This is a genomic window from Actinophytocola sp., assembly GCF_050699915.1.
Lineage (GTDB): Bacteria > Actinomycetota > Actinomycetes > Mycobacteriales > Pseudonocardiaceae > Actinophytocola.
Genome location: NZ_JBOHGA010000001.1, coordinates 94286 through 118448 on the forward strand (window position 1 = coordinate 94286; position 24163 = coordinate 118448).

The window sequence follows — 24163 nt, forward strand, 5'->3', positions numbered from 1 at the left end:
CTCGTGGAGTGACACCGATGCCGAACAACGAGGAAAAGCTGCTCGACTACCTCAAGCGGACGACATCGGAGCTCCGCGACACCCGACGCCGGCTTCGGGACCTGGAGGACGCGGAGAACGAGCCGGTCGCGATCGTCGGCATGTCGTGCCGGTTCCCGGGTGGGGTGCGGACGCCGGATGACCTGTGGTCGCTGGTGTCCGGCGCCCGAGACGCGGTCACCGGGTTCCCGGCCGACCGCGGCTGGGACCTCGCGTCACTGTACGACCCGGAGCCGGGTGTGCCCGGCAGGTCGTACACGCGCGAGGGCGGCTTCCTCCACGAGGCGGCGGAGTTCGACGCCGAGTTCTTCGGGATCAGCCCGCGCGAGGCGGTGTCGATGGACCCGCAGCAGCGGTTGCTCCTGGAGGCGTCGTGGCAGGCGCTGGAGAGCACCGGGCTGCTGCCGGCGGAGCTGCGGGGCAGCGCGACCGGCGTGTTCGCCGGGATGATGTACCACGACTACACGGGCAACAGCAGCACGGGCGCGATCGCCTCCGGCCGCGTCTCGTACACGCTCGGTCTCGAAGGGCCGGCGGTGACGGTGGACACCGCATGCTCGTCGTCCCTGGTGTCGCTGCACCTGGCGATGCGGGCGCTGCGTACCGGGGAGTGCTCGCTGGCGCTCGCCGGCGGTGTCACGGTCATGGCCACGCCGGAGACGTTCGTCGAGTTCTCCCGCCAGCGCGGCCTCGCACCCGACGGCCGGTGCAAGTCGTTCGCCGGAGCCGCCGACGGCGTCGGCTGGTCCGAGGGCGTCGGCATGCTCGTGGTCGAGCGACTGTCCGACGCGCGGCGCAACGGACACCCGGTGCTCGCGGTGGTGCGAGGATCGGCGGTGAACCAGGACGGCGCGTCGAACGGGCTCACCGCGCCCAACGGGCCGTCGCAGCAGCGGGTGATCCGCGCGGCGCTGTCCAGTGCCGGGCTCACGGCGTCCGATGTGGACGCCGTGGAGGCGCACGGCACCGGGACCACGCTGGGCGACCCGATCGAGGCACAGGCGCTGCTCGCCACGTACGGGCAGGGACGCCCGGCCGGCAAGCCGCTGTGGCTGGGCTCGGTCAAGTCGAACCTCGGGCACACCCAGGCCGCCGCCGGCGTGGCGGGCGTCATCAAGATGATCATGGCGATGCGGCACGGAGTGCTGCCACGGACCCTGCACGTCGACGAGCCGAGCCCGAAGGTGGACTGGACGGCGGGGGAGGTGCGGCTGCTGACCGAGGACGCGCGTTGGCCGGTCACCGAACGTCCGCGCCGTGCGGCCGTGTCGTCGTTCGGGATCAGCGGCACCAACGCACACGTCGTGATCGAGGAGCCGGGGGAGACGACCGACGCCGACGCCGACCGCACCGAGGCGTCGCCGTCCTCGATCGTGCCATGGGTGCTGTCCGGGCGGACCGAGGACGCGGTGCGGGCGCAGGCCGCCCGCTTGAAGTCCTTTGTGGAACAGCAGCCGGAGCCGCGCCCGGCGGACGTGGGGCTGTCCCTCGCGACGACCCGCACGTTGTTCGAGCGTCGCGCGGTGGTGACCGGCGAAGGCCACGACGAGCTGGTTCGCGGGCTGACCGCGCTCGCCGGCGGAGAGTCCGCGCCGGGTGTGGCGCTGGGCCACGCCGAAGGCGCGGGCGCCACCGCGGCGCTGTTCTCCGGGCAGGGCGCACAGCGGCTGGGCATGGGTGCCGCGTTGTGCGCGGCGTTCCCGGTGTTCTCGCGGACCTTCGACGACGTGTGCGCCGAGCTGGACACGCACCTGGACGGTCCCGTGCGCGAGGTGCTCGACAGCGACGAGCTGCACCAGACCGGCCACACCCAGCCGGCGTTGTTCGCCTTCGAGGTCGCCCTGTACCGACTGCTCGAATCGTGGGGTGTGCAGCCGGACTTCGTGGCGGGGCACTCGATCGGTGAGCTGGCCGCCGCCCACGTGGCGGGAGTGTTCTCCCTCCCGGACGCCGCGCGGCTGGTCGCCGCCCGCGCGCGGCTGATGCAGGCGTTGCCCGCCGGCGGCGCGATGGTCGCCATCGGGGCGACCGAGGAGGAGATCCTCCCGCACCTGCCCGACGGGGTGGGTGTCGCCGCGATCAACGGGCCCGCCTCCGTGGTGCTGTCCGGAGCCGAGGACGCGGTCCTGACGGCCGCCGAGCACTGGGGCGAGCAAGGTCGCAGGACCAAGCGGCTCACGGTGTCGCACGCGTTCCACTCACCGCTGATGGAGCCGATGCTGCCCGAGTTCCGCGCGGTCGCCGCCGACATCTCCTACGCGGTGCCGCGGATCCCGGTCGTGTCCACCGTGACGGGCCGGCTCGCGTCCGCGGCCGACCTGTGCGACCCGGAGTACTGGGTCGCACAGGTCCGGCAGGCGGTCCGGTTCGCCGACGCGCTGCACGCCGCCGCCGAGGCCGGGGTGGCCACCTTCGTCGAGATCGGCCCGGACGCGGTGCTCACCGCGATGGGACGGGACTGCTTCGCCGACGCCGAGGGCATCGAGCTCGTTCCCACGCTGCGCAAGGACCGCGTCGAGCCCGAGACCGTGGTCGAGGCGCTCGGCCGGCTGCACACCCGCGGTGTGGACATCGACTGGCCCGGCTACTTCTCCGGCGCCGCCCGCGTCGACCTGCCGACCTATGCCTTCCAGCATCGGCGCTACTGGGCCGAGACGGCCGGCGTGGCCGGGAGCGCGACTCGCCTCGGGCTCGCCGACACGGAGCATCCGCTGCTCGGAGCGTCCGTGGCGATGCCGGACTTCGACGGCGTCGTGTTCTCCGGCCGCCTCTCGACCGGAACCCAGCCGTGGCTCGCCGACCATGTCGTGTCCGGCAACGTGCTCCTGCCCGGTGCGGCCATGGTCGAGCTCGGCATGTACGCGGCCGACGCCGTCGGCGCCGCGAGCATCGAGGACCTGACCATGGTGGCCCCGCTCGTCCTGCCGGCGGACGGCGGCGTGCAGCTCCGCGTTCGAGCCGGCGAGCCGGACGCCGAGGGCCGCCGCGAGCTGTCCATCCACTCGCGACCGGAAGGCGCGGACGACCTGACGTGGACGCCGCACGCGACCGGGCTGGTCACTCCGGGCCCCGTCGGTGCGCCGGATCGCCTAGCCGAATGGCCGCCCGGCGACGCCCGGCCCGTCGAGCTGACCGGCGGCTACGACAGGCTCGCCGACCAGGGCTACGAGTACGGGCCGGGCTTCCGCCGTGTGACCGCCGTGTGGCGGCGCGGCGAGGAGCTGTTCGCCGAGGTCGCCCTGCCCGAGCAGGCCGACGCGGAACGGTTCGGGCTGCATCCGGCGCTCCTGGACGCGGCGCTGCACGCGCCCCTGCTCGCGGGCACCGCGGAGGACGATGCCCCGGAGCTCCCGTTCTCGTGGCGGGACGTGCGCCTGCACGCGACCTCCGCGACCGCGCTGCGCGTGCGCATCGCACCCGCCGACGGCGGCGGCTGGTCGATCGTCGCGACGGACGTCACGGGTGCGCCGGTGCTGTCGGTCGGCACCCTGGAAACCCGGCCGATGACAGCCGACCAGCTCCGCGCGGCTTTCCACGACTCGTTGTACCGCCTCGAATGGACGCCGCTCGGCGCGGAGCCGATGTCAACCTCGCTGTCTACTTGGGACGATCTGGACGCGGACGGCGACGTGCCCGACGCCGTCGTGCTGCGCGGCATCGCCGGCGGCGACGCCGCGACGGCTCGAGCCGAGGTGCACCGGGTGCTGGACGCACTGCGGTCCTGGTTGGCCGACGAGCGGTTCACCGCGTCGACACTCGTCGTCGCGACCAGCGGCGCGGTCGCCCTGCCCGGCGAAGACGTCACCGACCTCGCCGGCGCCGCGGTCTGGGGCATGGTGCGGTCGGTTCAGGCCGAGCAGCCGGGCCGGGTCGTGCTGGCCGATGTGGATGATCCCGAGAACGTCGGGAGGGCTCTGGTCGACGGAGAGCCGCAGGTGGCCGTGCGCGCAGGGGTGGCGCACGCGCCGCGCCTGGCACGGGTTCCGGTCCAGCCGGACGAGCGGGCGGCCGGGTTCGAGCCGGGTCCGGTGCTGCTGACCGGTGCCTCGGGGGCACTGGGGCACTCGGTCGCGCGGCACCTGGTGGCCGAGCGAGGAGTGCGAGACCTGGTGCTGGTGAGCCGCCGCGGGTCGGCCGCACCGGGCGCCGAGGCGCTCGCCGCGGAGCTGTCGGACCTGGATGCCGTGGTGGAGTGGGTGGCCTGCGACGTGGCGGACCGGGACTCGCTCGCGGCGCTGCTGGACGGGCGGTCTCTCTCGGGCGTGGTGCACGCCGCCGGTGTCGTGGACGACGGGCTCGTCGGGTCGTTGACACCGGAGCGGGTGGATGCCGTGCTGCGGCCGAAGGTGGACGCGGCCTGGCACCTGCACGAGCTGACCGCCGGAATGGACCTTTCCGCGTTCGTGCTGTTCTCGTCGGCCGCCGGGATCTCGGGCAACGCGGGGCAGGCCAGCTACTCGGCGGCCAACGCGTTCCTCGACGCGCTCGCGACCCACCGCCGGGCGAGCGGTGCGGTGGCGCAGTCGCTCGCCTGGGGGCTGTGGGACGGCGACGGCGGCATGTCCGGTGACCTGAGCGCGGCGGAACGGCAGCGGCTCGGTCGCGCCGGCGTACGCCCGCTCACCACCAAGCAGGGTCTCGAACTGCTCGACACCGCCACGGGACTCACTGATCCCGTCCTCGTTCCGATGGGACTGGACCTCACCGCGCTGACCGCGGTCGCCGACCTTCCCGCCCTCTACCGCGGGTTGGTGCGAGGCCGGACCCGGCGGTCCGCCGCCGCGGCCGGCGACAGCGGGCAGCTGGCGCAGCGTCTCGCCGGAATGTCCGAACAGGACCGTGCCGACACGCTGCTCGATCTGGTGCGCACTCACGTGGCCGCGGTGCTCGGGCACGCCTCGCCGGACTCGGTGGAGCCCGACCGGGCCTTCACCGAGCTGGGCTTCGACTCGCTGGCGTCGCTGGAGTTGCGCAACCAGCTCAACGCGGCGACCGGCATGCGACTGCCGGCCACCCTGACGTTCGATCATCCGAGCGCGACCGCCATCGCCGGACATCTGGCCGAGACGTTCGCCGGTACCGTCACCGAGCAGGCGGTCTCGGTCAAGGTTCGCGACGACGAGCCGATCGCCATCGTCGGCATGTCGTGCAGGTTCCCAGGCGGGGTACACACCCCCGAGGACCTGTGGTCGCTGGTGGCCGGCGGGCACGACGCGATCTCGGAGTTCCCCGCCGACCGCGGGTGGCGGATCGAGGACCTGTACGACCCGGAGCCGGGCAGGCCCGGCAAGTCCTACACGCGTCAGGGCGGCTTCCTGCACGACGCGGCGGACTTCGACGCCGAGTTCTTCGGGATCTCGCCGCGTGAGGCGTTGTCGATGGATCCGCAGCAGCGGCTGCTGCTCGAGACGTCCTGGGAGGCGATCGAGCACGCCGGGCTGGATCCCGCCGCGCTGCGGGGCAGCCCTACTGGTGTGTTCGCCGGGATGATGTACCACGACTACAGCGGCAACAGCAGCACCGGCGCCGTCGCCTCCGGCCGGGTCGCGTACACCCTCGGCCTCGAAGGACCGACGCTGACCGTGGACACGGCGTGCTCGTCGTCGCTGGTGGCGCTGCACCTCGCGATGCGGGCGCTGCGCGACGGGGACTGCTCGCTGGCGCTGGCCGGCGGCGTCACCGTGATGGCCACGCCCGAGACCTACGTCGGCTTCAGCCAGCAGCGCGGTCTCGCGCCGGATGGCCGGTGCAAGTCGTTCGCCGGCTCGGCGGATGGCGTCGGCTTCTCGGAGGGCGTCGGCATGCTCGTGGTCGAGCGACTGTCCGACGCGGAGCGCAACGGGCACCCGGTGCTCGCGGTGGTGCGAGGGTCGGCGGTGAACCAGGACGGTGCGTCCAACGGGCTGACCGCGCCCAACGGCCCGGCCCAGCAGCGGGTGATTCGCCAAGCGCTGGCGGACGCCGGTCTCACTCCGTCCGATGTGGACGCCATCGAGGCGCACGGCACGGGCACGACGCTGGGTGACCCGATCGAGGCGCAGGCCCTGATCGCCACCTACGGTCAGAACCGGGAACGGCCGCTGTGGCTGGGCTCGCTCAAGTCGAACGTCGGGCACACGCAGGCGGCCGCCGGGGCGGCGGGTGTGCTGAAGATGGTTCTCGCGATGCGCCACGGTGTGCTGCCGAAGACCCTGCACGTGGACGAGCCGAGCCCGAAGGTGGAGTGGTCGGACGGTTCTGTCGAGCTGCTCACCGAGCCCGTCTCGTGGGAGGCGAACGGCCGCCCGCGCCGAGCGGGCGTGTCCTCGTTCGGGATCAGCGGCACCAACGCGCACGTGATCATCGAGGAGCCGCCGGCACCCGCGCCCGCCGCGGAGGCCTCCGAGCCTGCGGTGCCGCCGGTGGTGCCGTGGGTGCTGTCGGCCCGGACCGACGAGGCACTGCGGGCCGTCGCCGGCCGGCTGCGGGCGCACGTGTCCGAGCGGCCCGAGCTGCGGCCGGCGGACATCGGCCACACCTTGGCGACGATGCGTGGCCGCCTCGAGCGGCGTGCGGTCGTCGTGGGCTCCGATCGTGCCGAGTTGCTGGCGGGTTTGGGGGAGTTGGAGCGGGGTGAGCGCGCGTCGACCGGCGCGGGTTCGCGGCTTGCCTTGTTGTTCACGGGTCAGGGTGCGCAGCGGTTGGGTATGGGCGCCGAGCTGGCCGCTGGGTTCCCGGTGTTCGCTACCGCCTTTGGCGAGGTGTGTGCGGAGCTGGATCGGCACCTGGACAGGCCGTTGGGGTCGGTGCTGGACACCGACGCGTTGCACCACACCGGGTTCACCCAGCCGGCGTTGTTCGCGTTCGAGGTCGCGTTGTTCCGGTTGTTCGAGTCGTGGGGTGTACAACCGGACTTCGTGGCCGGGCATTCGATCGGCGAGCTGGCCGCCGCCCACATCGCCGGCGTCTTCTCTTTGACCGACGCCGCACGCCTGGTCGCGGCACGCGGCCGGCTGATGCAAGCCCTGCCCGCCGGCGGAGCGATGATCGCGGTACAGGCCACCGAGGACGAGATCACCCCGACGCTGTCCGGCACCGACGGGATCGTGTCGATCGCGGCAGTCAACAGCCCGGACTCGGTCGTGCTCTCCGGCGAAGAAACAGCCACGCTGCACATCGCCGCCGAACTCGAACACCGCGGCCGCAAGTCCAAGCGGCTCAGCGTGTCCCATGCGTTCCACTCACCGCTGATGGACCCCATGCTCGACGAGTACCGCACCATCGCCGACGAGGTGTCCTACACCGACCCCCGCATCCCCGTCATCTCCACCGTCACCGGACAGACCGCCGACCAGCTCACCGACCCCGACTACTGGGTCAACCAGGTACGCCAACCCGTCCGCTTCCTCAACACCATGCGAACCCTCGATTCGGCAGGTGTCCAGACGTTCCTCGAAATCGGTCCCGACACGGTCCTCACGGCCATGGGCCAGCAGGCCGTGGACACCGCCGACGTGGCGTTCATCGGTGGCAGCCGCGCCGGCCGGGACGAGATCGCCACCGCCGTCGAGGCGCTCGGCCGTCTGCACGCTCGCGGCATAGGCGTCGACTGGGCCACCTTCTTCATTGGCGCCTCTCGCGTCGACCTCCCGACCTATGCCTTCCAGCGCAAGCGGTTCTGGCTCGACAGCACGGGTGTGGCAGGCGACCCGGCCGGGCTCGGGCAGGGCGGCGCCGGCCATCCGCTCCTCGGTGCGGTCGTGGCGTTGCCGGACTCCGACGGCCTGCTCCTCACCGGCCGCCTGTCCCTCGACACCCATCCCTGGCTCGCCGACCACGAGATCCTCACGACCACGCTCGTGCCGGGAACCGCACTCGTCGAGCTCGCGCTCCGGGCCGGCGGCGAGGTCGGCTGCGAGACGCTCGACGAGCTGACCCTGCACGCACCGATGACCCTGCCGCGAACCGGCGGCATCGCCGTTCAGGTCGTCGTCGGCGGCGACTCCGGCGCGGGCCGCCCGGTACGCGTCTACTCCAGGGCCGAGAACACACCGGACGAGTTCGCGTGGACGTTGCACGCGGACGGGATCGTCACCGACGTGCCCGGCGAGGCTCCGGCGCCGATCGACTGGCCACCGTCGGGCGCGACTTCGATCGCCACCGACGGCGCCTACGACCTGCTGGGTGGGCGCGGCTACGACTACGGGCCGACGTTCCAGGGGCTGCGGGCCGCATGGCGCCGGGACGACGAGCTGTTTGCCGAGGTGGTGCTCCCGGAGCACGCCCATGCCGATGCGGAGCGGTTCGAGCTGCACCCGGCCCTGCTCGACGCCGGCCTGCACGCCGCGCTCCTGGCCACCGATAGCGATGGCCCCATGCTGCTGCCGTTCGCGTGGTCCGGCGTGCGGCTGCACGCGGCGGCCGCGTCGTCGATTCGGCTGCGACTCACCTCGACCGGCCCGGACAGCGTGTCACTCACCGCCTTCGACCCGTCCGGGCGGCCGGTGCTGTCGGTCGAGTCGCTGACGTCCCGCCCGGTCTCCGCCGAACAGCTGACCGTGCCTGACAACAGCTTCCACGACTCGTTGTTCAGCCTGGAATGGGTTCCCGTCGCGACCGGCCCCGCCCACCGGTCCTCTGTGGACTGGACGGAGCTGGGTGACGAAGAACCGCCCGAGGTGGTCGTGCTGCGGAGCGAGCCAGGTGCTGACGCCGACGCGGCGCGAGCCGAGGTGCACCGGGTGCTGGACGCGGTGACGTCGTGGTTGGCCGACGAGCGGTTCGCCTCCTCGACTCTGGTCGTCGCGACCGCGGGGGCGGTCGCGCTGTCCGGCGAGGACGTCACGGACCTCGCGGGGGCTTCGGTATGGGGGCTGGTGCGATCCGTGCAGGCCGAGCAGCCGGGGCGGATCGTGCTGGCAGACGTGGACGATGCCGAGGATGTCGCGCGTGTGCTGGCCGACGGGGAACCACAGGTCGTCGTGCGGGACGGTGTCGCGCACGGGGCCCGCTTGGCGCGCGTGCCAACCGGCGAGCCGGAGGAGCCGTCGGCCCGGTTCGGCCCGGACGGCGCTGTCCTGGTGACCGGTGCGTCGGGTGCGTTGGGGCGGCTGGTCGCCCGGCATCTGGTGGCCGAACGCGGGGTGCGCGACCTGGTGCTGGCGAGCCGCCGTGGCTCGGAGGCTCCGGGTGCCGAACAGTTGACTGCGGAGTTGTCCGACCTCGGCGCCGCCGTCGAATGGGCCGCCTGTGACGTCGCCGATCGTGAGTCGTTGGCGGCCGTGCTGTCGAGCCGACCACTGTCCGGTGTGGTGCACGCCGCGGGTGTGGTCGACGACGGACTCGTCGGGTCCTTGACCGCGGAGCGGGTCGACGCGGTGTTGCGGCCGAAGGTGGACGCGGCGTGGCACCTGCACGAGCTGACCGCCGGGATGGACCTGTCGGCGTTCGTGCTGTTCTCGTCGGCTGCCGGTGTGGCCGGCAACGCGGGACAGGCGAGCTACTCGGCTGCGAACGCGTTCCTGGACGCACTGGCGGTGCACCGGCGCGGGCAGGGGCTGGCGGCACAGTCGCTGGCCTGGGGCCTGTGGGAGAGCGCCGGCGACGGCATGTCCGGCGAGCTGACCGCGGCCGAGCGGCAGCGGCTGAGCCGCTCGGGAGTCCGGCCGCTCACCGCCGAGCAGGGACTTGCGCTCTTCGACACCGCGACCGGCCTCGCCGGACCGGTGCTCGTCCCGAGTGGACTCGACCTTGCCGCGTTGAGCGCGGTGGGCGAGCTTCCCGCTGTCTATCGCGGTCTGGTCCGTGGTCGGGCCCGCCGGGCCGCGGCCGCCTCCGGCGATGCCGGTCAGCTGGTGCAGCGTCTTGCCGGACTGTCCGAAGGTGACCGCCGGGAGGCGGTGCTGGAGCTGGTTCGCGCCACCACCGCCACGGTGCTCGGCCACGCCTCTCCGGATGCGGTGGAGTCTGGCCGGGCGTTCACCGAGCTGGGCTTCGACTCGCTGGCCGCGCTGGAGCTGCGCAACCAGCTCAACTCGGCGACCGGTCTGCGGCTGCCCGCCACGCTCACCTTCGACCACCCCAACGCACAGGCCGTCGCCGACGTGGTGTGCGCGCGGCTCGTTCCGGACACCGCCGCGACTAGCGAGGAGACCGACGACGACGTCCGTCGGCTGCTGCTCGGCGTCCCCGTCGATCGGCTGCGCGATGCCGGCCTGCTCGACCGGATCCTGGCGCTCGGCGCGGACCAGCCGGTGCCCGACGAGGCACGCGGTGACGAAGGCGAGGCCATCGACGAGATGGACGCCGACGCGCTGATCAACATGGCGCTGGCCGACAACGGCGGTACCGCACGCTGACAGTCCGAGACAGACCGAGAGGCCCGACCGATGTGATCGGTCGGGCCTCTGCTGTGAGGTGGACTTCCCGCCCTGGCATACGGTGCACGGGTTCTTCACCCGCTGGCAGCGGACCGAAATGGTTGCCTGCCTGCATGACCGGCTTCGCGACCAACTCCGCACCGTGCGGGCGGCTACCCACAGCCGAGCGTGGGATCGATCCACGCCCAGTCGGTGCGGGCCGCGGAGACCGTCAGCCGCGCCACCCGAGGCTACGACGCCGGCATTCGGGGTCGCCGGACACCAACGGCACACCGTCCCTCCACCTCGCCGACGGGTCGTCGAACGCACCCTCGCCTGGATCACCCGCGCCCGCAGCAACACCCGCGACGACGAACGCCTTCCCCGCCACCCCGAAGCGTTAGTTCTCAGGCGGGTTCTCTCAGGCGACGTCGAGCTCGTTGTCGAGGATGTCGAACAGGTCGTCGGCGGTGGCGCCGGTCAGGTCCGCGTCCGCGTCGGCCTCGGCGGACTTGTCGCGCCACCTGACGACCAGCCGTTGCAGCGCGGCCGCCACGTCGGTGTCCCCGACCTCGCCCGCGTCGACCACGTCCAGGGTGGCCTCCAGCGCGGCGATCCCGTCCACCAACGCCCGCGCCTTCGCGCGGCCGCCGCCGAGCTCGGCGAGGAGATGATCCACCAGCGCCTCAGGTGTCGGGTGGTCGAACGTGAGCGTGGCGGGCAGCCGCAGACCGGTCGCCGTGTTGAGCCGGTTGCGCAGCTCCACGGCGGTCAGCGAGTCGAAGCCGAGCTGCTTGAACGCCTGCTCCGCCGGGATGGTCTCCGGCGAGGTGTGGGCGAGCACCGTGGCCACGCTGGACCGCACCAGGTTCCGCAGCAGCTCGCGCTGCTCGTCCGGGGAGCGCCCGGCCAGTTGGCTCGCGATGTCGACGACCTCGGGCCGGGCTGCGCGGCGGTTCCGGACGAAGCCCCGCAGCGGCGGGGGAGCGTTGGTGGCCGTTCGCAACGCGGCCGGGTCGAGCTTGATCGGCACCAGGTGTGGCTCCTCCGCCCGGCACGCGGCGTCGAAGAGCGCGAGCCCCTCCTCGACCGTGTGGGCGAGCACGCCGCCACGGTTGATGCGCGCCAGGTCGGCCTCGCTCAGATGGCCCGTCATGGCACTGTCCTGGGCCCACAGGCCCCACGACAGGGCGGTCGCGGCCTGCCCGTCGCGGTGTCGCCGCACGGCGAGGGCGTCGAGCGCGGTGTTGGCCGCGGCGTAGTTCGCCTGCCCCGCCGTGCCGAGGATGCCCGTCGCCGACGAGAACAGCACGAACAGCTCGAGTTCGCCGGTCAGCTCGTGGAGGTTCAGCGCCGCGTCGATCTTGGGGCGCAGTACCGAGTCCAGCCGTTGCTCGTCGAGCGACTCGATCGTGCCGTCGTCGAGCACGCCGGCAGCGTGGACGACGCCGACGAGCGGGTGCTCGGCCGGGATCGTCGTGAGGAGGTCGGCGAGGCCGGCCCGGTCCGCGACGTCGCAGGCCCTGATCTCGACCCGGGCGCCGAGCTCGGTCAGGTCCTCGCGGAGGGTGCCCGCCCCGGGCGCGTCCGGACCCCGGCGGGAGGTGAGGACGAGGTGCCGGGCGCCGTGTTCGGTGACCAGATGGCGGGCGAGCGCGGCGCTCAGCGTGCCGGTGCCGCCGGTGATCAGGATCGTGCCGTCCGGGTCGAACAGACGCTCGTCGTCCGGCGCGGCGCCCGCCTTGACGAGGCGGGGCGCGGTCAGGTCGCCGTCGCGGATGGCCACCTGCGGCTCGCCCGTGGCCAGCGCACCCGGAAGTGCTTGCCAGGACTGCTCGCCGCCGTCGAGGTCGACGAGCACGAACCGGTCGGGGTGCTCGGTCTGGGCGGTGCGGAGCAGGCCCCACACCGCGGCACCGGCGAGGTCGGCGCCCGTGGTGGCGCCATGCGTGACGACCACCAGCGGTGTCGCGCCGAGCCGGTCGTCGGACAGCCAGCGCTGGACCACGGCCAGGACGTCGCGGACCAACGCCCGCGGTTCGGCCCCGGCCGCGTCCAGTACTCCGACGGCCGGCGCGGGCTCACCGGCGTCCATCGCTGCGGTGAGGTTCGCGAGGTCCGGATAGGACGCCGCGCCCAGGTGGCCGGAACCGTCTCCGCCCAGCATCGCCCAGCGCTCACTGGTGCCGGATGCGGCCGCGAACGGGACCCACTCCACGCGGTACAGCGAGTCCGGGCCGCGCCCGACGTCGAGCTGCTCGGGGGTCACCGGTCGTGCGACGAGCGACGCGACTGACGCGAGCGGGGCACCGGCACCGTCGGCGAGGTCGACCGCGAACGCGTCCGCCCCGGACGGCGTGATCCGAACCCGCAGCGATGTGGCGCCATTCGCCGACGCGGCGCGAACACCGTTCCAGCTGAAGGGAAGCACGAGCTGATCGTCGGCTCGCTCAGGCACGAACAATGCGTGCAGTGCCGCGTCCAGCAGCGCCGGATGCAGCCCGTACCGACCCGCGTCGGTTGACACCTCATCCGGCAGCGCGACCTCCGCGTAGAGCACGTCGTCCCGCTGCCACGCCGCGCCGAGGCCCTGGAACGCCGGGCCGTAGTCCACGCCCATATCGGCGATCCGGTCGTAGATTCCATCCAGGGCAGCGGGTGTGGCCTCCGGCGGGGGCCATTCGCCGGCCCAGCCGGCAGACACCGGCTCGCCGTCGGGGGCGAGGAGCCCGCTCGCGTGGTGCGTCCACGGCACGTCGGCCCCGTCCTCGGGGCGTGAGTGGACGCGCAGCGGTCGCCGGCCCGCGTCGTCCGGTTCGCCGATCTCGACCTGGACGTGAACGGCGCCGTCGCCCGCGAGCACCAGGGGTGCGTGCAGGGTCAGCTCGTCGACGACGTCGAGATCGGTGTGCTCGGCGGCCTGCCGGGCCAACTCGACGAACGCGGTGCCGGGCAGGATCACCGTGCCCAGCACGGCGTGGTCGGCCAGCCAACCGTGGTCCCGGAGGGACAGTCGGCCGGTGAGCACGACACGGTCGGAGTCGGCCAGCCCCAGGGCGGCGCCCAGCAGCGGGTGGTCCGTCGCGTGCAGGCCGAGCCCGGTCGGGCTGCCCGCCGCGTCCGGTGTGATCAGCCAGTACCGCGTGCGCTGGAATGCGTACGTCGGCAGGTCGACCCGGCCCGCGCCGGGGAAGAGCCCCGCCAGGTCCAGGGGGACGCCACGCGCGTACAACCGGCCCACCGCCTCGGTCACGGCGGCCGCCTCGTCGCGGTTTCGTCGCTGTGCCGGGACGAACGTCGCGGTGTCGCTGTCGGCGAGTGCGGTGAGTGCGGCGTCGGGTCCGATTTCGAGGAACGTCTGGACACCTGCCGACTCGAGGGTTCGCATGGTGTCGGCGAAGCGGACGGGTTGGCGGACCTGGTTCACCCAGTAGTCGGGGTCGGTGAGCTGGTCGGTGGTCTGTCCGGTGACGGTGGAGATGACGGGGATGCTGGGGTCGGTGTAGGACAGGTCCTCGGCGATGGTGCGGTACTCGTCGAGCATCGGGTCCATCAGCGGTGAGTGGAACGCATGGGACACGGTGAGCCGCTTGGTCTTGCGACCCTGCTGCTCGAAGTCCTCGGCCACCCGCAGGGTCGCGATCTCCTCGCCCGAGAGCACGACGGAGGTGGTCCCGTTTACGGCCGCGACCGACACACCCTCCACATCGGACAGCAGCGGCGTGACCTCGTCCTCGGTCGCCTGGACGGCGACCATCGCCCCGCCGGACGGCAGGGCCTGCATGAGGCGGGCGCGGGCGGTGACCAAGCGGGCGGCATCGGCGAGTGAGAACACCCCCGCCACATGAGCCGCGGCCAACTCACCGATCGAATGCCCCGCCACGAAGTCCGGCCGTACACCCCACGACTCGAACAACCGGAACAACGCGACCTCGAACGCGAACAACGCAGGCTGGGTGAACCCGGTCTCGTGCAGCTCCTCGGTGTCCAGGACGGTCCGCAACGGCGTGTCCAGGTGCTGGTCCAGCTCCGCGCACACCTCGTCGAACGCGGCGGCGAACACCGGGAAGACGGCAGCCAACACGCCACCCATCGCCAGTCGCTGCGCACCCTGACCCGTGAACAGGACGGCAAGCCGGCCGGTCCGTGCCAGGTCGGTGACCACGTCCGGCGACGCGTCGCCGGCCGCAGTCGCGGCCAGACCGCGGAGCAGGTCGTCGCGCCCCGATCCGCACACCGCCGCACGGTGGTCGAAGCCGGCGCGCGCGGTCGCCAGCGACAGCCCGACGTCCGCGGGGTGCAGCTCCGGGCGCGCGGTGACGTACTCGTGCAGCCGGCGAGCCTGGTCGCGCAGTGCCGGCTCGGTGCGGGCCGACAGCACCCACGGCATCGCGGCGGCGGGCTCGCGCTCGACGTCCGCGGCGGACGGCTGGGCCGGCGGCTCCTCGATGATCACGTGTGCGTTGGTGCCGCTCACGCCGAACGAGGAAACGCCGGCGCGGCGTGGGTGGCCGCCCGGCTCCCACGAGACGGGCTCGGTGAGCAGTTCGACGGCGCCCGCGGTCCAGTCGACCTTCGGGCTGGGCTCGTCGATGTGCAGGGTCCGCGGCAGCACCTTGTGGCGCATGGCGAGCACCATCTTGATGACCCCGCCGACACCGGCGGCGGCCTGCGTGTGGCCGACGTTCGACTTGAGCGAGCCAAGCCACAGCGGCCGGTCCCGGTCCTGCCCGTACGTCGCGATCAGGGCCTGCGCCTCGATCGGGTCGCCCAGCGTCGTCCCGGTCCCGTGCGCCTCGATGGCGTCCACATCGGACGGTGTGAACCCGGAGCTGTCCAGCGCGGCCCGGATCACCCGCTGCTGGGACGGTCCGTTGGGCGCGGTCAGGCCGTTGGACGCGCCGTCCTGGTTGACCGCGGTGCCGCGGACGACGGCGAGGACCGAGTGGTTGTTGCGCACGGCGTCCGAGAGCCGCTCCACGACGAGCACGCCCGCGCCCTCGGCCCAGCTCGTCCCGTCCGCCGACGCCGAGAACGCCTTGCACCGGCCGTCGGCGGCGAGGCCGCGCTGCTTGGAGAACTCGACGTACAGACCTGGTGTGGCCATGACGGTCACGCCGCCGGCGAGGGCGAGCGAGCACTCGCCGGACCGCAGCGCCTGTGCGGCGAGGTGCAGTGCCACGAGCGACGACGAGCAGGCCGTGTCCACGGTCATGGCGGGGCCCTCGAGGCCGAGCGTGTACGCGACGCGACCGGATGCGACGCTGCCGGCGGTGCCGGTGCCCCAGAACCCCTCGACACCGTCCGGCACCGCGCTGGGCCGGACCGCGTAGTCGTGGGTCATCAGCCCGGTGAACACACCGGTGGGACTGCCCCGCAGCGCGCCCGGATCGAGGCCCGCACGCTCCAGCGCCTCCCAACAGGTTTCGAGGAACACCCGCTGCTGCGGATCCATGGCGAGCGCCTCGCGGGGACTGATCCCGAAGAACTCGGCGTCGAACTCGGCGGCGTCGAGCAGAAACCCGCCCTTGCTGACGTAGCTCGTGCCCGGCGTGTCGGGGTCCGGATCGAACAGGGTGTCCAGGTTCCAGCCGCGGTCGGCCGGGAAGCCGGTGATCCCGCTCGCGCCGGTGTTCACCAGCCGCCACAGGTCATCGGGCGAGGCGACGCCGCCCGGATAGCGGCAGGCCATGCCAACGATCGCGATCGGCTCGTCCGCGCGTACCGGCGCGGCGACCCTGGCCGGCCGCTCCGCCTCGGTCCGCTCGGCGAACTCGGTCAGCAGGTGCTCGACGAGCGCCTGCGGCGTCGGGTAGTCGAAGGTGAGCGTGGCGGGCAGCCGCAGACCTGTGGCGGTGTTGAGCCGGTTGCGCAGCTCGACGGCCGTGAGCGAGTCGAACCCGAGCTGCCGGAACGCGTTGGCCGCGGTGACGGCGTCCGGATCGGGCTGGGCGAGCACCGCGGCGACCTGGGTGCGAACGATGTCGAGCAGGTGATGACGCCGCTCGTCCTCGCTGCGTCCGGCCAGCTGCCGAGCCAGGGTGCTCGACGTCGGCCGGCCCTGGCCGGCGCGCTTGCGCGGAGTCCGGGTCAGCCCCTGCAGCGGCGCGGGCGGGTTCGTGGCCGTGCGCAGCGCGGCGATGTCGAGCTTGACCGGCACCAGGTGTGGTCGCCCGCTGCGGCAGGCGGCGTCGAAGAGTGCGAGTCCTTCATGGACGGTGTGCGAAAGGATGCCGCTGCGGTTGATGCGGGCCAGGTCGGCATCGCTCAGGTGACTGGTCATGGCGCTGTCCTGCGCCCACAGGCCCCAGGAGAGTGCGGTCGCGGTCCGCCCGGTGGCGTGGCGGTGCGTTGCCAAGCCGTCGAGGAAGGCGTTGGCCGCGGCGTAGTTGGCCTGCCCGGCGGTGCCGAAGACGCCGGCCACGGAGGAGAACAGCACGAACAGCTCGAGGTCGCCGGTCAGCTCGTGGAGGTTGATCGCGGTGTCGACCTTGGCCGCCAGGACGGCGTCGACCCGTTCCTGGTCGAGCGACTCGATCGTCCCGTCGTCGAGCACGCCGGCCGCGTGGACGATCCCGACGAGGGGGTGCTTGGCCGGGATCGACCTGAGGAGGTCGGCGAGGTCGGCCCGGTCGGTGGCGTCGCAGGCCATGATCTCCACCTGGGCACCCAGCTCCGTGAGCTCACGGTGCAGGTCGTACGCACCCGGCGCATCAGGTCCGCGCCGGGAGATCAGGATGAGGTGCCGGGCGTCGTGCTCGGTGACGAGGTGGCGGGCGAGCGCCGCACTGAGAGTGCCGGTGCCACCGGTGATCAGCACCGTGCCGTCCGGGTCGAACAGACGCTCGTCGTTCGGCGCGGGAGTCGCCTTGGCGAGGCGTGGGACGGTGACGGTTCCGTCGTGGATGGCGAGTTGGGCTTCGCCGGCGGCCAGCGCGACGGGAAGTGCGTCCCGGGACGCGTCGTCGGTGTCGACGAGCAGGAACCGGTCCGGGTGCTCGGTCTGTGCGGAGCGAACGAGACCCCACACCGCCGCTCCGGCCAGATCCGAGCCCGTCGCGGCACCCTGTGTGACGACGGCCAGCCGCGACTGCTCGAACCGCTCGTCGCCGAGCCATTGCTGGAGCGTCGCGAGTGTCCGGTGCACCGAGGCGTGCACCGCGGCGGAATCCGTGCCCGCCTCCGACCGCAGCACCACGATCTCCGGAGTCGGCTCACCGGCGTCGATCTTGGCGCCCAGCTCCGCGAGACCGGCGTCGCCCAGTGCGGTCCACTGTGGGGTCTCCGGCCCACCGGTGCCGGGGACCGGCACCCAGTCCGCGGCGTACAGGTCGGCCGCCGGTGTGCCGGTGTCGCCGAGCTGTGCCGTCGAGACCGGCCGCACGGCGACCGACTCGGCGGTGAGCACGGGGTTACCCGACTCGTCTGACGCGCTGACCTGGACCGCGCTGGTGCCGTCGGGCACGAGGTGGACCCGCAGGGCGGCAGCGCCGGACCGGTGCAACCGCACGCCACGCCACGAGAACGGCAGCCAGGCCTGGCCAGGCTCAGCCTCGGCGTCCAGATGCAGCACCATCGCGTGCATCGCGGAGTCGAGCAGCGCCGGGTGCATGCCGAACCGGGCGGCACCGGCCCGCTCCTCCTCGCGCAGCGAGACATCCGCGAACAACTCCGCACCTCGCCGCCACACCTCCTGCACGCCCTGGAACGCGGGGCCGTAGGAGAAGCCACGGGACAGCAGCCAGTCGTAGAAGTCCGGCACCGCAACGGGTTCCGCACCCGGCGGCGGCCACTCCGGCCCCGCAGTCGCGGGTGTCGCCTCCGGTTCGCCGGCCAGCAGACCGGAGGCATGACAGGTCCACGCCTCGCCCGGAGCGGCGTCGGCGGGACGCGAGTAGATCTCGACGGACCGCCGGTCGTGCTCGTCCGGCTCTCCGGTCCACACCTGCAGGTGCACCGCGCGCTCACCGGTCAGCATCAGCGGTGCCTGCAGCGTCAGCTCCTCGATCACGCCGTGGTCGGTGTGCTCGGCGGCACGTCCGGCCAGCTCGACGAACGCCGTGCCCGGCAGCAGGACCGTGTCGAGTACGGCGTGGTCGGCCAGCCAGGGCTGCGCGGAGAGGGAGAGCCGCCCGGTCAGCACCAGCCGGTCGGAGTCGGCGGCGCCGAGCTTCGCGCCGAGCAGTGGGTGCTCGGCGGGGGCGAGCCCCGCGGCACTCACGTCGGCGCTCTCCGGTGCGCGCAGCCAGTACGAGCGACGCTGGAACGCGTAGGTCGGCAGCTCGACCCGCTCGGCGCCGGGGAGGAACGCGGCGGCGTCCACGGTGACACCGGACGCGACGAGCCGGCCGACCGCCTCGATGACGGTCCGCGCCTCGTCGCGGTTTCGACGCTGTGCCGGGACGAACGTCGCGGTGTCGCTGTCGGTGAGTGCGGTGAGTGCGGCGTCGGGTCCGATTTCGAGAAAGGTGGTGGTGCCTGCCGACTCGAGGGTTCGCACGGTGTCGGCGAAGCGGACGGGTTGGCGTACCTGGTTCACCCAGTAGTCGGGGTCGGTGAGCCGGTCGGCGGTCTGTCCGGTGACGGTGGAGATCACGGGGATCCGAGGCTCGGTGTAGGTGATGGTCTCGGCGATGGTGCGGAACTCGTCGAGCATCGGGTCCATCAGCGGTGAGTGGAACGCATGCGAGACGGTGAGCCGCTTGGTCTTGCGACCCTGCTGTGCCCATCGCTCGGCGATGGCCAGCACCGTGTCCTCGTCCCCGGACAGTACGACCGAGTCGGGGCTGTTGATCGCGGCGATGCCGACCACGCCCGCCGCCTCGGACAGCGTCGGGGTGATCTCGTCCTCGGTGGCCTGCACCGCGACCATCGCCCCACCCGCTGGCAGGGCCTGCATCAGCCGGCCCCGTGCCGCGACCAACCGCGCCGCGTCGGCCAGTGAGAACACCCCCGCCACATGAGCCGCGGCCAGCTCACCGATCGAATGCCCCGCCACGAAGTCCGGACGCACACCCCACGACTCGAACAACCGGAACAACGCGACCTCGAACGCGAACAGGGCGGGCTGGGTGAACCCGGTCTCGTGCAGCTCCTCGGTACCCAGCACAGCACGCAACGGCGTGTCCAGGTGCCTTTCCAGCTCCACACACACCTCGTCGAAAGCGGTAGCGAACACCGGGAAGACGGCAGCCAACACGCCACCCATGCCCAACCGCTGCGCACCCTGACCCGTGAACAACAAGGCAAGCCGCGAACCGGCGACCACACTCGACGCCTGCTCGCCCCGCTCGAACCCCGCCAGACCCGCCAACAGCTCGGCACGATCCGAACCGGTCACCGCCACGCGATGGGGGAGGCGTGTCCGGGTGTCCAGCAGGGACCTCGCGACATCGATCGGGCGCAGCTCGGACCGATCCTCTACAAAGGACCGCAGACGCGCGGCCTGCTCGCGAAGCGCGGGCTCGGTCCGCGCCGAGAGCACCCACGGCACCGCCGGCGGCTCCACCGCGCGCTCCGCGACGGCCGCGGGCTCCGGCGGTTCCTCGATGATCACATGCGCGTTGGTGCCGCTCATCCCGAAGGAGGAGACGGCCGCGCGGCGCACCCGCTCACCGGCTGGCCACTCGACCGGCTCGGACAGCAGGGTCATCGCGCCGGCGGTCCAGTCCACCTTTCGGGTCGGCTCGGACACGTGCAGCGTCCGCGGCAGCAGCCTGTTGCGCAACGCCTGCACCATCTTGATCACGCCGCCGACCCCGGCGGCGGCCTGGGTGTGGCCGACGTTGGACTTGAACGAGCCGAGGTGCAGGGGAGCGGGGCGGTCCTGGCCGTACGTGGCGAGAAGCGCCTGCGCCTCGATCGGGTCGCCGAGCATGGTGCCGGTGCCATGGGCCTCCACAGCATCCACATCGGACGGTGAGACACCGCCGTCGGCGAGGGCCGCGCGGATGACCCGCTGCTGTGAGGGACCGTTGGGGGCCGTGAGCCCGTTGGAGGCACCGTCGGAGTTGATCGCCGTGCCGCGCAGGACGGCGTGCACGGGGTGGCCGTTGCGCACCGCGTCGGAGAGCCGTTCGACCACCAGTACGCCCGCGCCCTCGGACCAGCCCGTGCCGTCCGCGGACTCGTCGAACGCCTTGCATCGTCCGTCCGGGGACAGGCCGCCCTGCCGGGAGAACTCGGTGAACGTCTCCGGTCCGGACATCACGGTCACCCCACCGGCCAGCGCCAGCGAGCACTCTCCGGACCGCAGCGCCCGGACGGCGAGGTGGAGGGCGACCAGGGACGACGAGCACGCGGTGTCGACGGTCATCGCCGGGCCTTCCAGCCCGAGTACGTAGGAGATCCGGCCCGACGCCACACTGCTCGCGATGCCGGTGATCAGGAAGCCCTCGACGCCGTCCTCGTCGGTGTGCCCGCTTCGGCCGTACTGCTGCACCGGCACGCCGGCGAACACTCCCGTGGAGCTGCCGCGCAACGAGCTCGGGTCGATGCCCGCCCGCTCGATCGCCTCCCAGGACGTCTCCAGCAGCAGCCGCTGCTGGGGGTCCATGGCGAGCGCCTCACGGGGGCTGATCCCGAAGAACTCCGCATCGAACTCGGCGGCGTCGTGCAGGAAGCCACCCGCCCGGGCGCTGCAGGTGCCCGCGCCGTCCGGGGCTCCGTCGAACAGCGCCGAGAGGTCCCAGCCGCGGTCGGTGGGGAACCCGGAGACCGCGTCCACGCCGTCGACGACCAGACGCCACAGCTCATCGGGGGAGCTCACGTTGCCGGGATACCGGCACCCCATGCCGACGATCGCGATCGGTTCGTCGGTGTGCACCGGGCCGTACGGTTCGGCGGCGGCTTCCGCGCCATCGGCGGCCAGCTCGCTCAGCAGGTGCTCGACCAGGGTGTCGGGCGTCGGGTAGTCGAAGATCAGCGTGGCCGGCAGGTCGAGCCCGGTCACGGCACTCAGCCGGCCGCGCAGCTGCACGGCTGTCAGCGAGTCGAAACCCAGCTGCCGGAACGGGGTCTCGGCATCCAGCGTGGCGGGCGCGTAGTCGGCGAGTACCGCGTCCGTCTCGGCGTGCACGAGGTCCAGCACGATCCGCCCGCGGTCCGCCGCCGGCATCCCGCCCAACCGATCGCGCAGTGCGGCGAGCGTCTTCCTGGCCTCGGGGCCCGCCGCCGCCCACCGGTCCGGCTCGGCCGGGAGCGCTGCGACCACGCACGGACGGTCGCTCGCCACGGCAGCGTCGAACATGGCGAGGCGGCGCGACACCGGCAGCTCGGCGAAGTCGGCCGGGGCCCACCTCACCGACACACCGGACACACCGGCCACCCGGCGATGCCGAACGAGCGCGTCGGCGAACCCGGCCGCCTCGGCATCGCGGCCGGAGGTCAGCAGTACGAACACCGGCAGGTCGTGGCCGAGCGTCATGTCGTGCAGTGCCCGCGCCTGCGCCGGTGTCGGCCCCGCACACACGACCGCGGTGACCCGCCCGGTCTCGAGTACCTCGGCCAGCGACGCGTCGTCGCCCGGGTCGATCGTCACCAGGTCGGCCACCTCGTGCGCGGTGGCCAGGTGGTCGCCGAGGCCGAGGTCGGCGTCGGGACGGGCGGCCAGCACCACGGTGCCGGCCCCACCGAGCCTGCGGCCGGCCGGCCCGGCGGGGACCGGGAGGAACCGGGGCCGCATCAGCTGACCCGCCCGAACGGCCACCTCGTCCGCGCCGCAGGCCACGGCCGCGCGCAGCGAGTCGTCGGTCACCTCGTCCATGTCGACGAGGACGATGCGGCCGGGATGCCGCGCCTGGAACCCGCGAGCGAGGCCCCACCGGGCCGCGAGCTCGGGGACCGGCGCGTAGCGGCCGGCGTGGACGGCTCCGCGGGTCAGCAGGACCAGACGGGTGGTCGTGACCCGATCGTCGCCGAGCCAGGTCGCCAGCAGGTCGGGGAGTGCGTCGGTGTCCAGTTCGAGGCACGCGACGGCCGGCGCCGGACCCGCTGCCAGGTCGTCGAGCAGCGCGGCGAGGTCGGGATGGCGACTCGCCGCGGTCAGGTCGGCGGTCAGCTCCGTGCCACCGACGAGGGCCCAGTCGCCCGCCGCATCACCCGCGGCGGCGGTCGGCTCCCAGTCGAGCTCGTGGAGCGAGTCGTGGAACACGGCCGCCGTACCGAGCAGCCGGGCGGGGGTGTCGAACAGCCGGTGCCGGGCGAGCACGCCCGCGGGGGTGCGCGGAACCTTCGACACGGCGTAGAGCTCGACGGGGACCGCCGAGGCGGGTAGCCGCTCGCGGCACGCGGCGAGCAGCGGTGCCGGGTCGATCCCGGGCGCGACCACGAACGCGACCGGTACCGCGCCGAGCTCGTCGTCCGGTCGTCCGGCGACCGCGGCGTCGAGCACGCCGTCGACCGTGCGCAGCGCGGCCTCGACCTGTTCGGGCCGCACGCGCTCGTCGCCGACGACGATGACGTCGGCGAGGCGGCCGGTGACGGTGAGATAGCCGGACTCGTCGCGCCGAGCCAGGTCGCCGGTGCGGTACCAGCCGTTGCGCAGCGACGCGGCCGTCGCGTCGGGCCGGTTGTGGTAGCCACCGGCCATCACGTTCGGCCCGCTGACCCATACCTCGCCCTCCTGACCGGTACCCACGTCGGTACCGGTCAACGGGTCGACCAGGCGCACGCTCAGGCCGGGGACCGGCACACAGCGCCGGTCCTGGCCGTCCGGCCAGCCCATCGCGACGGGCCCGCAGGTCTCCGTGGTCGCGTAGACGTCCACCAGCGGCGCGTCGAACGTGCGGGCGAAGGACTTGCGCAGCCCCGAATCGCCTGCCGATCCGACGACCAGTCCGAAACGCACGCTGTCCACATAGGACGACGCCGGGGTCGCCAGCAGAGCGCGGTGCGTCTCCGGCGTGCCGACCACGACCGTGCTGAGATGCTCGGCGAGAACCTGCCAGAGGTCGCCGGGCGGTTGGTCGCCGGCGAGGCGCACGGACGCGCCGACCGCGGTCGCGGCCAGCACGCAGAGGTGGTGCGCCAGCCCGTCGTGCACGGGCAGCGGCCACAGCACCCAGTCCGAGGCGGACAGACCGAGGATCGGGGCGTACGCCGCGGCCGCCGACCACAGCGCGTTGCGCTGGGTGGACAGGACTCCCTTGCGCGGACCGGTCGTGCCGGCCGTGTAGACCAGGAACGCGAGGTCGTCCAGGCCGAGGTCGTCACGGGCGGGCGAGTCCGGCGTCGTCGTCGCGAGCCGCTCGTACGAGGTGGCGGACATCTCCGCCGGCCCGCCGCTGACGATGAGGTTCAACGGAGCCGGGTCCAGCCGGGCAACCCGCTCGACGCGGGCCGCGTCGGTGATCACCGTGTCGGCGCCGCTGTCCTCGACGAGCCTCGCGAGCTCGGTGTCGTCGAGCTCGGGGTCGAGCGGTACCGCGATCGCGCCCGCCCTGGCGATCGCCAGGATGCTCTCCACCGCCACCACGCCGTCGATGAAGACCGCGACGCGGTCGGCCGGCCACACTCCGAGGTCCGCGAGGTGCCCGGCGATCCGTTCCGTACGGTCGGCTAGCTCGGCGTGGGTCACCCGGCACTTGGAGTCGGCGTACGCGACCCGCGGGCCGAGCCGGCTGGCGTTGGCCCGAAGGAGTTCGGGCAGCGGGCGGAGCAGGTCGGTATGCGGCATGGGTAAGCACCTCTTGTCCGAACAAATGAACCGATGCGGACCGGCAACGTCGTGGACATGCTCTCGCCGGCCTGCCCACGTCCGGGTAACTCGGCGAGCAACGCGGCTCGCG

The 24163-nt window shown here is 72.9% G+C and carries 2 protein-coding genes; one reads left to right on the forward strand and one right to left on the reverse strand.

The window, feature by feature from the left end; genetic code table 11:
* Positions 1–8: 8 nt before the first annotated feature.
* Positions 9–10376 carry an SDR family NAD(P)-dependent oxidoreductase gene (locus tag ACRDSK_RS00385; RefSeq protein ID WP_431437784.1) on the forward strand — a complete coding sequence of 3456 codons (10368 nt, stop codon included), beginning with the start codon at positions 9–11 and terminating at the stop codon, positions 10374–10376.
* Positions 10377–10797: 421 nt separating this feature from the next.
* Here ACRDSK_RS00385 and ACRDSK_RS00390 read toward each other — a convergent pair whose 3' ends face one another.
* Positions 10798–24051: an SDR family NAD(P)-dependent oxidoreductase gene (locus tag ACRDSK_RS00390; protein ID WP_431437785.1), complete on the reverse strand. Its 13254-nt coding sequence runs from the start codon at positions 24049–24051 to the stop codon at positions 10798–10800.
* Positions 24052–24163 lie beyond the last annotated feature (112 nt).

Excerpts from the sequence above, each read along its gene's own strand:
- ACRDSK_RS00390 (WP_431437785.1), bottom strand. The coding sequence starts at position 24,051 with ATGCCGCATACCGACCTGCTCCGCCCGCTGCCCGAACTCCTTCGGGCC.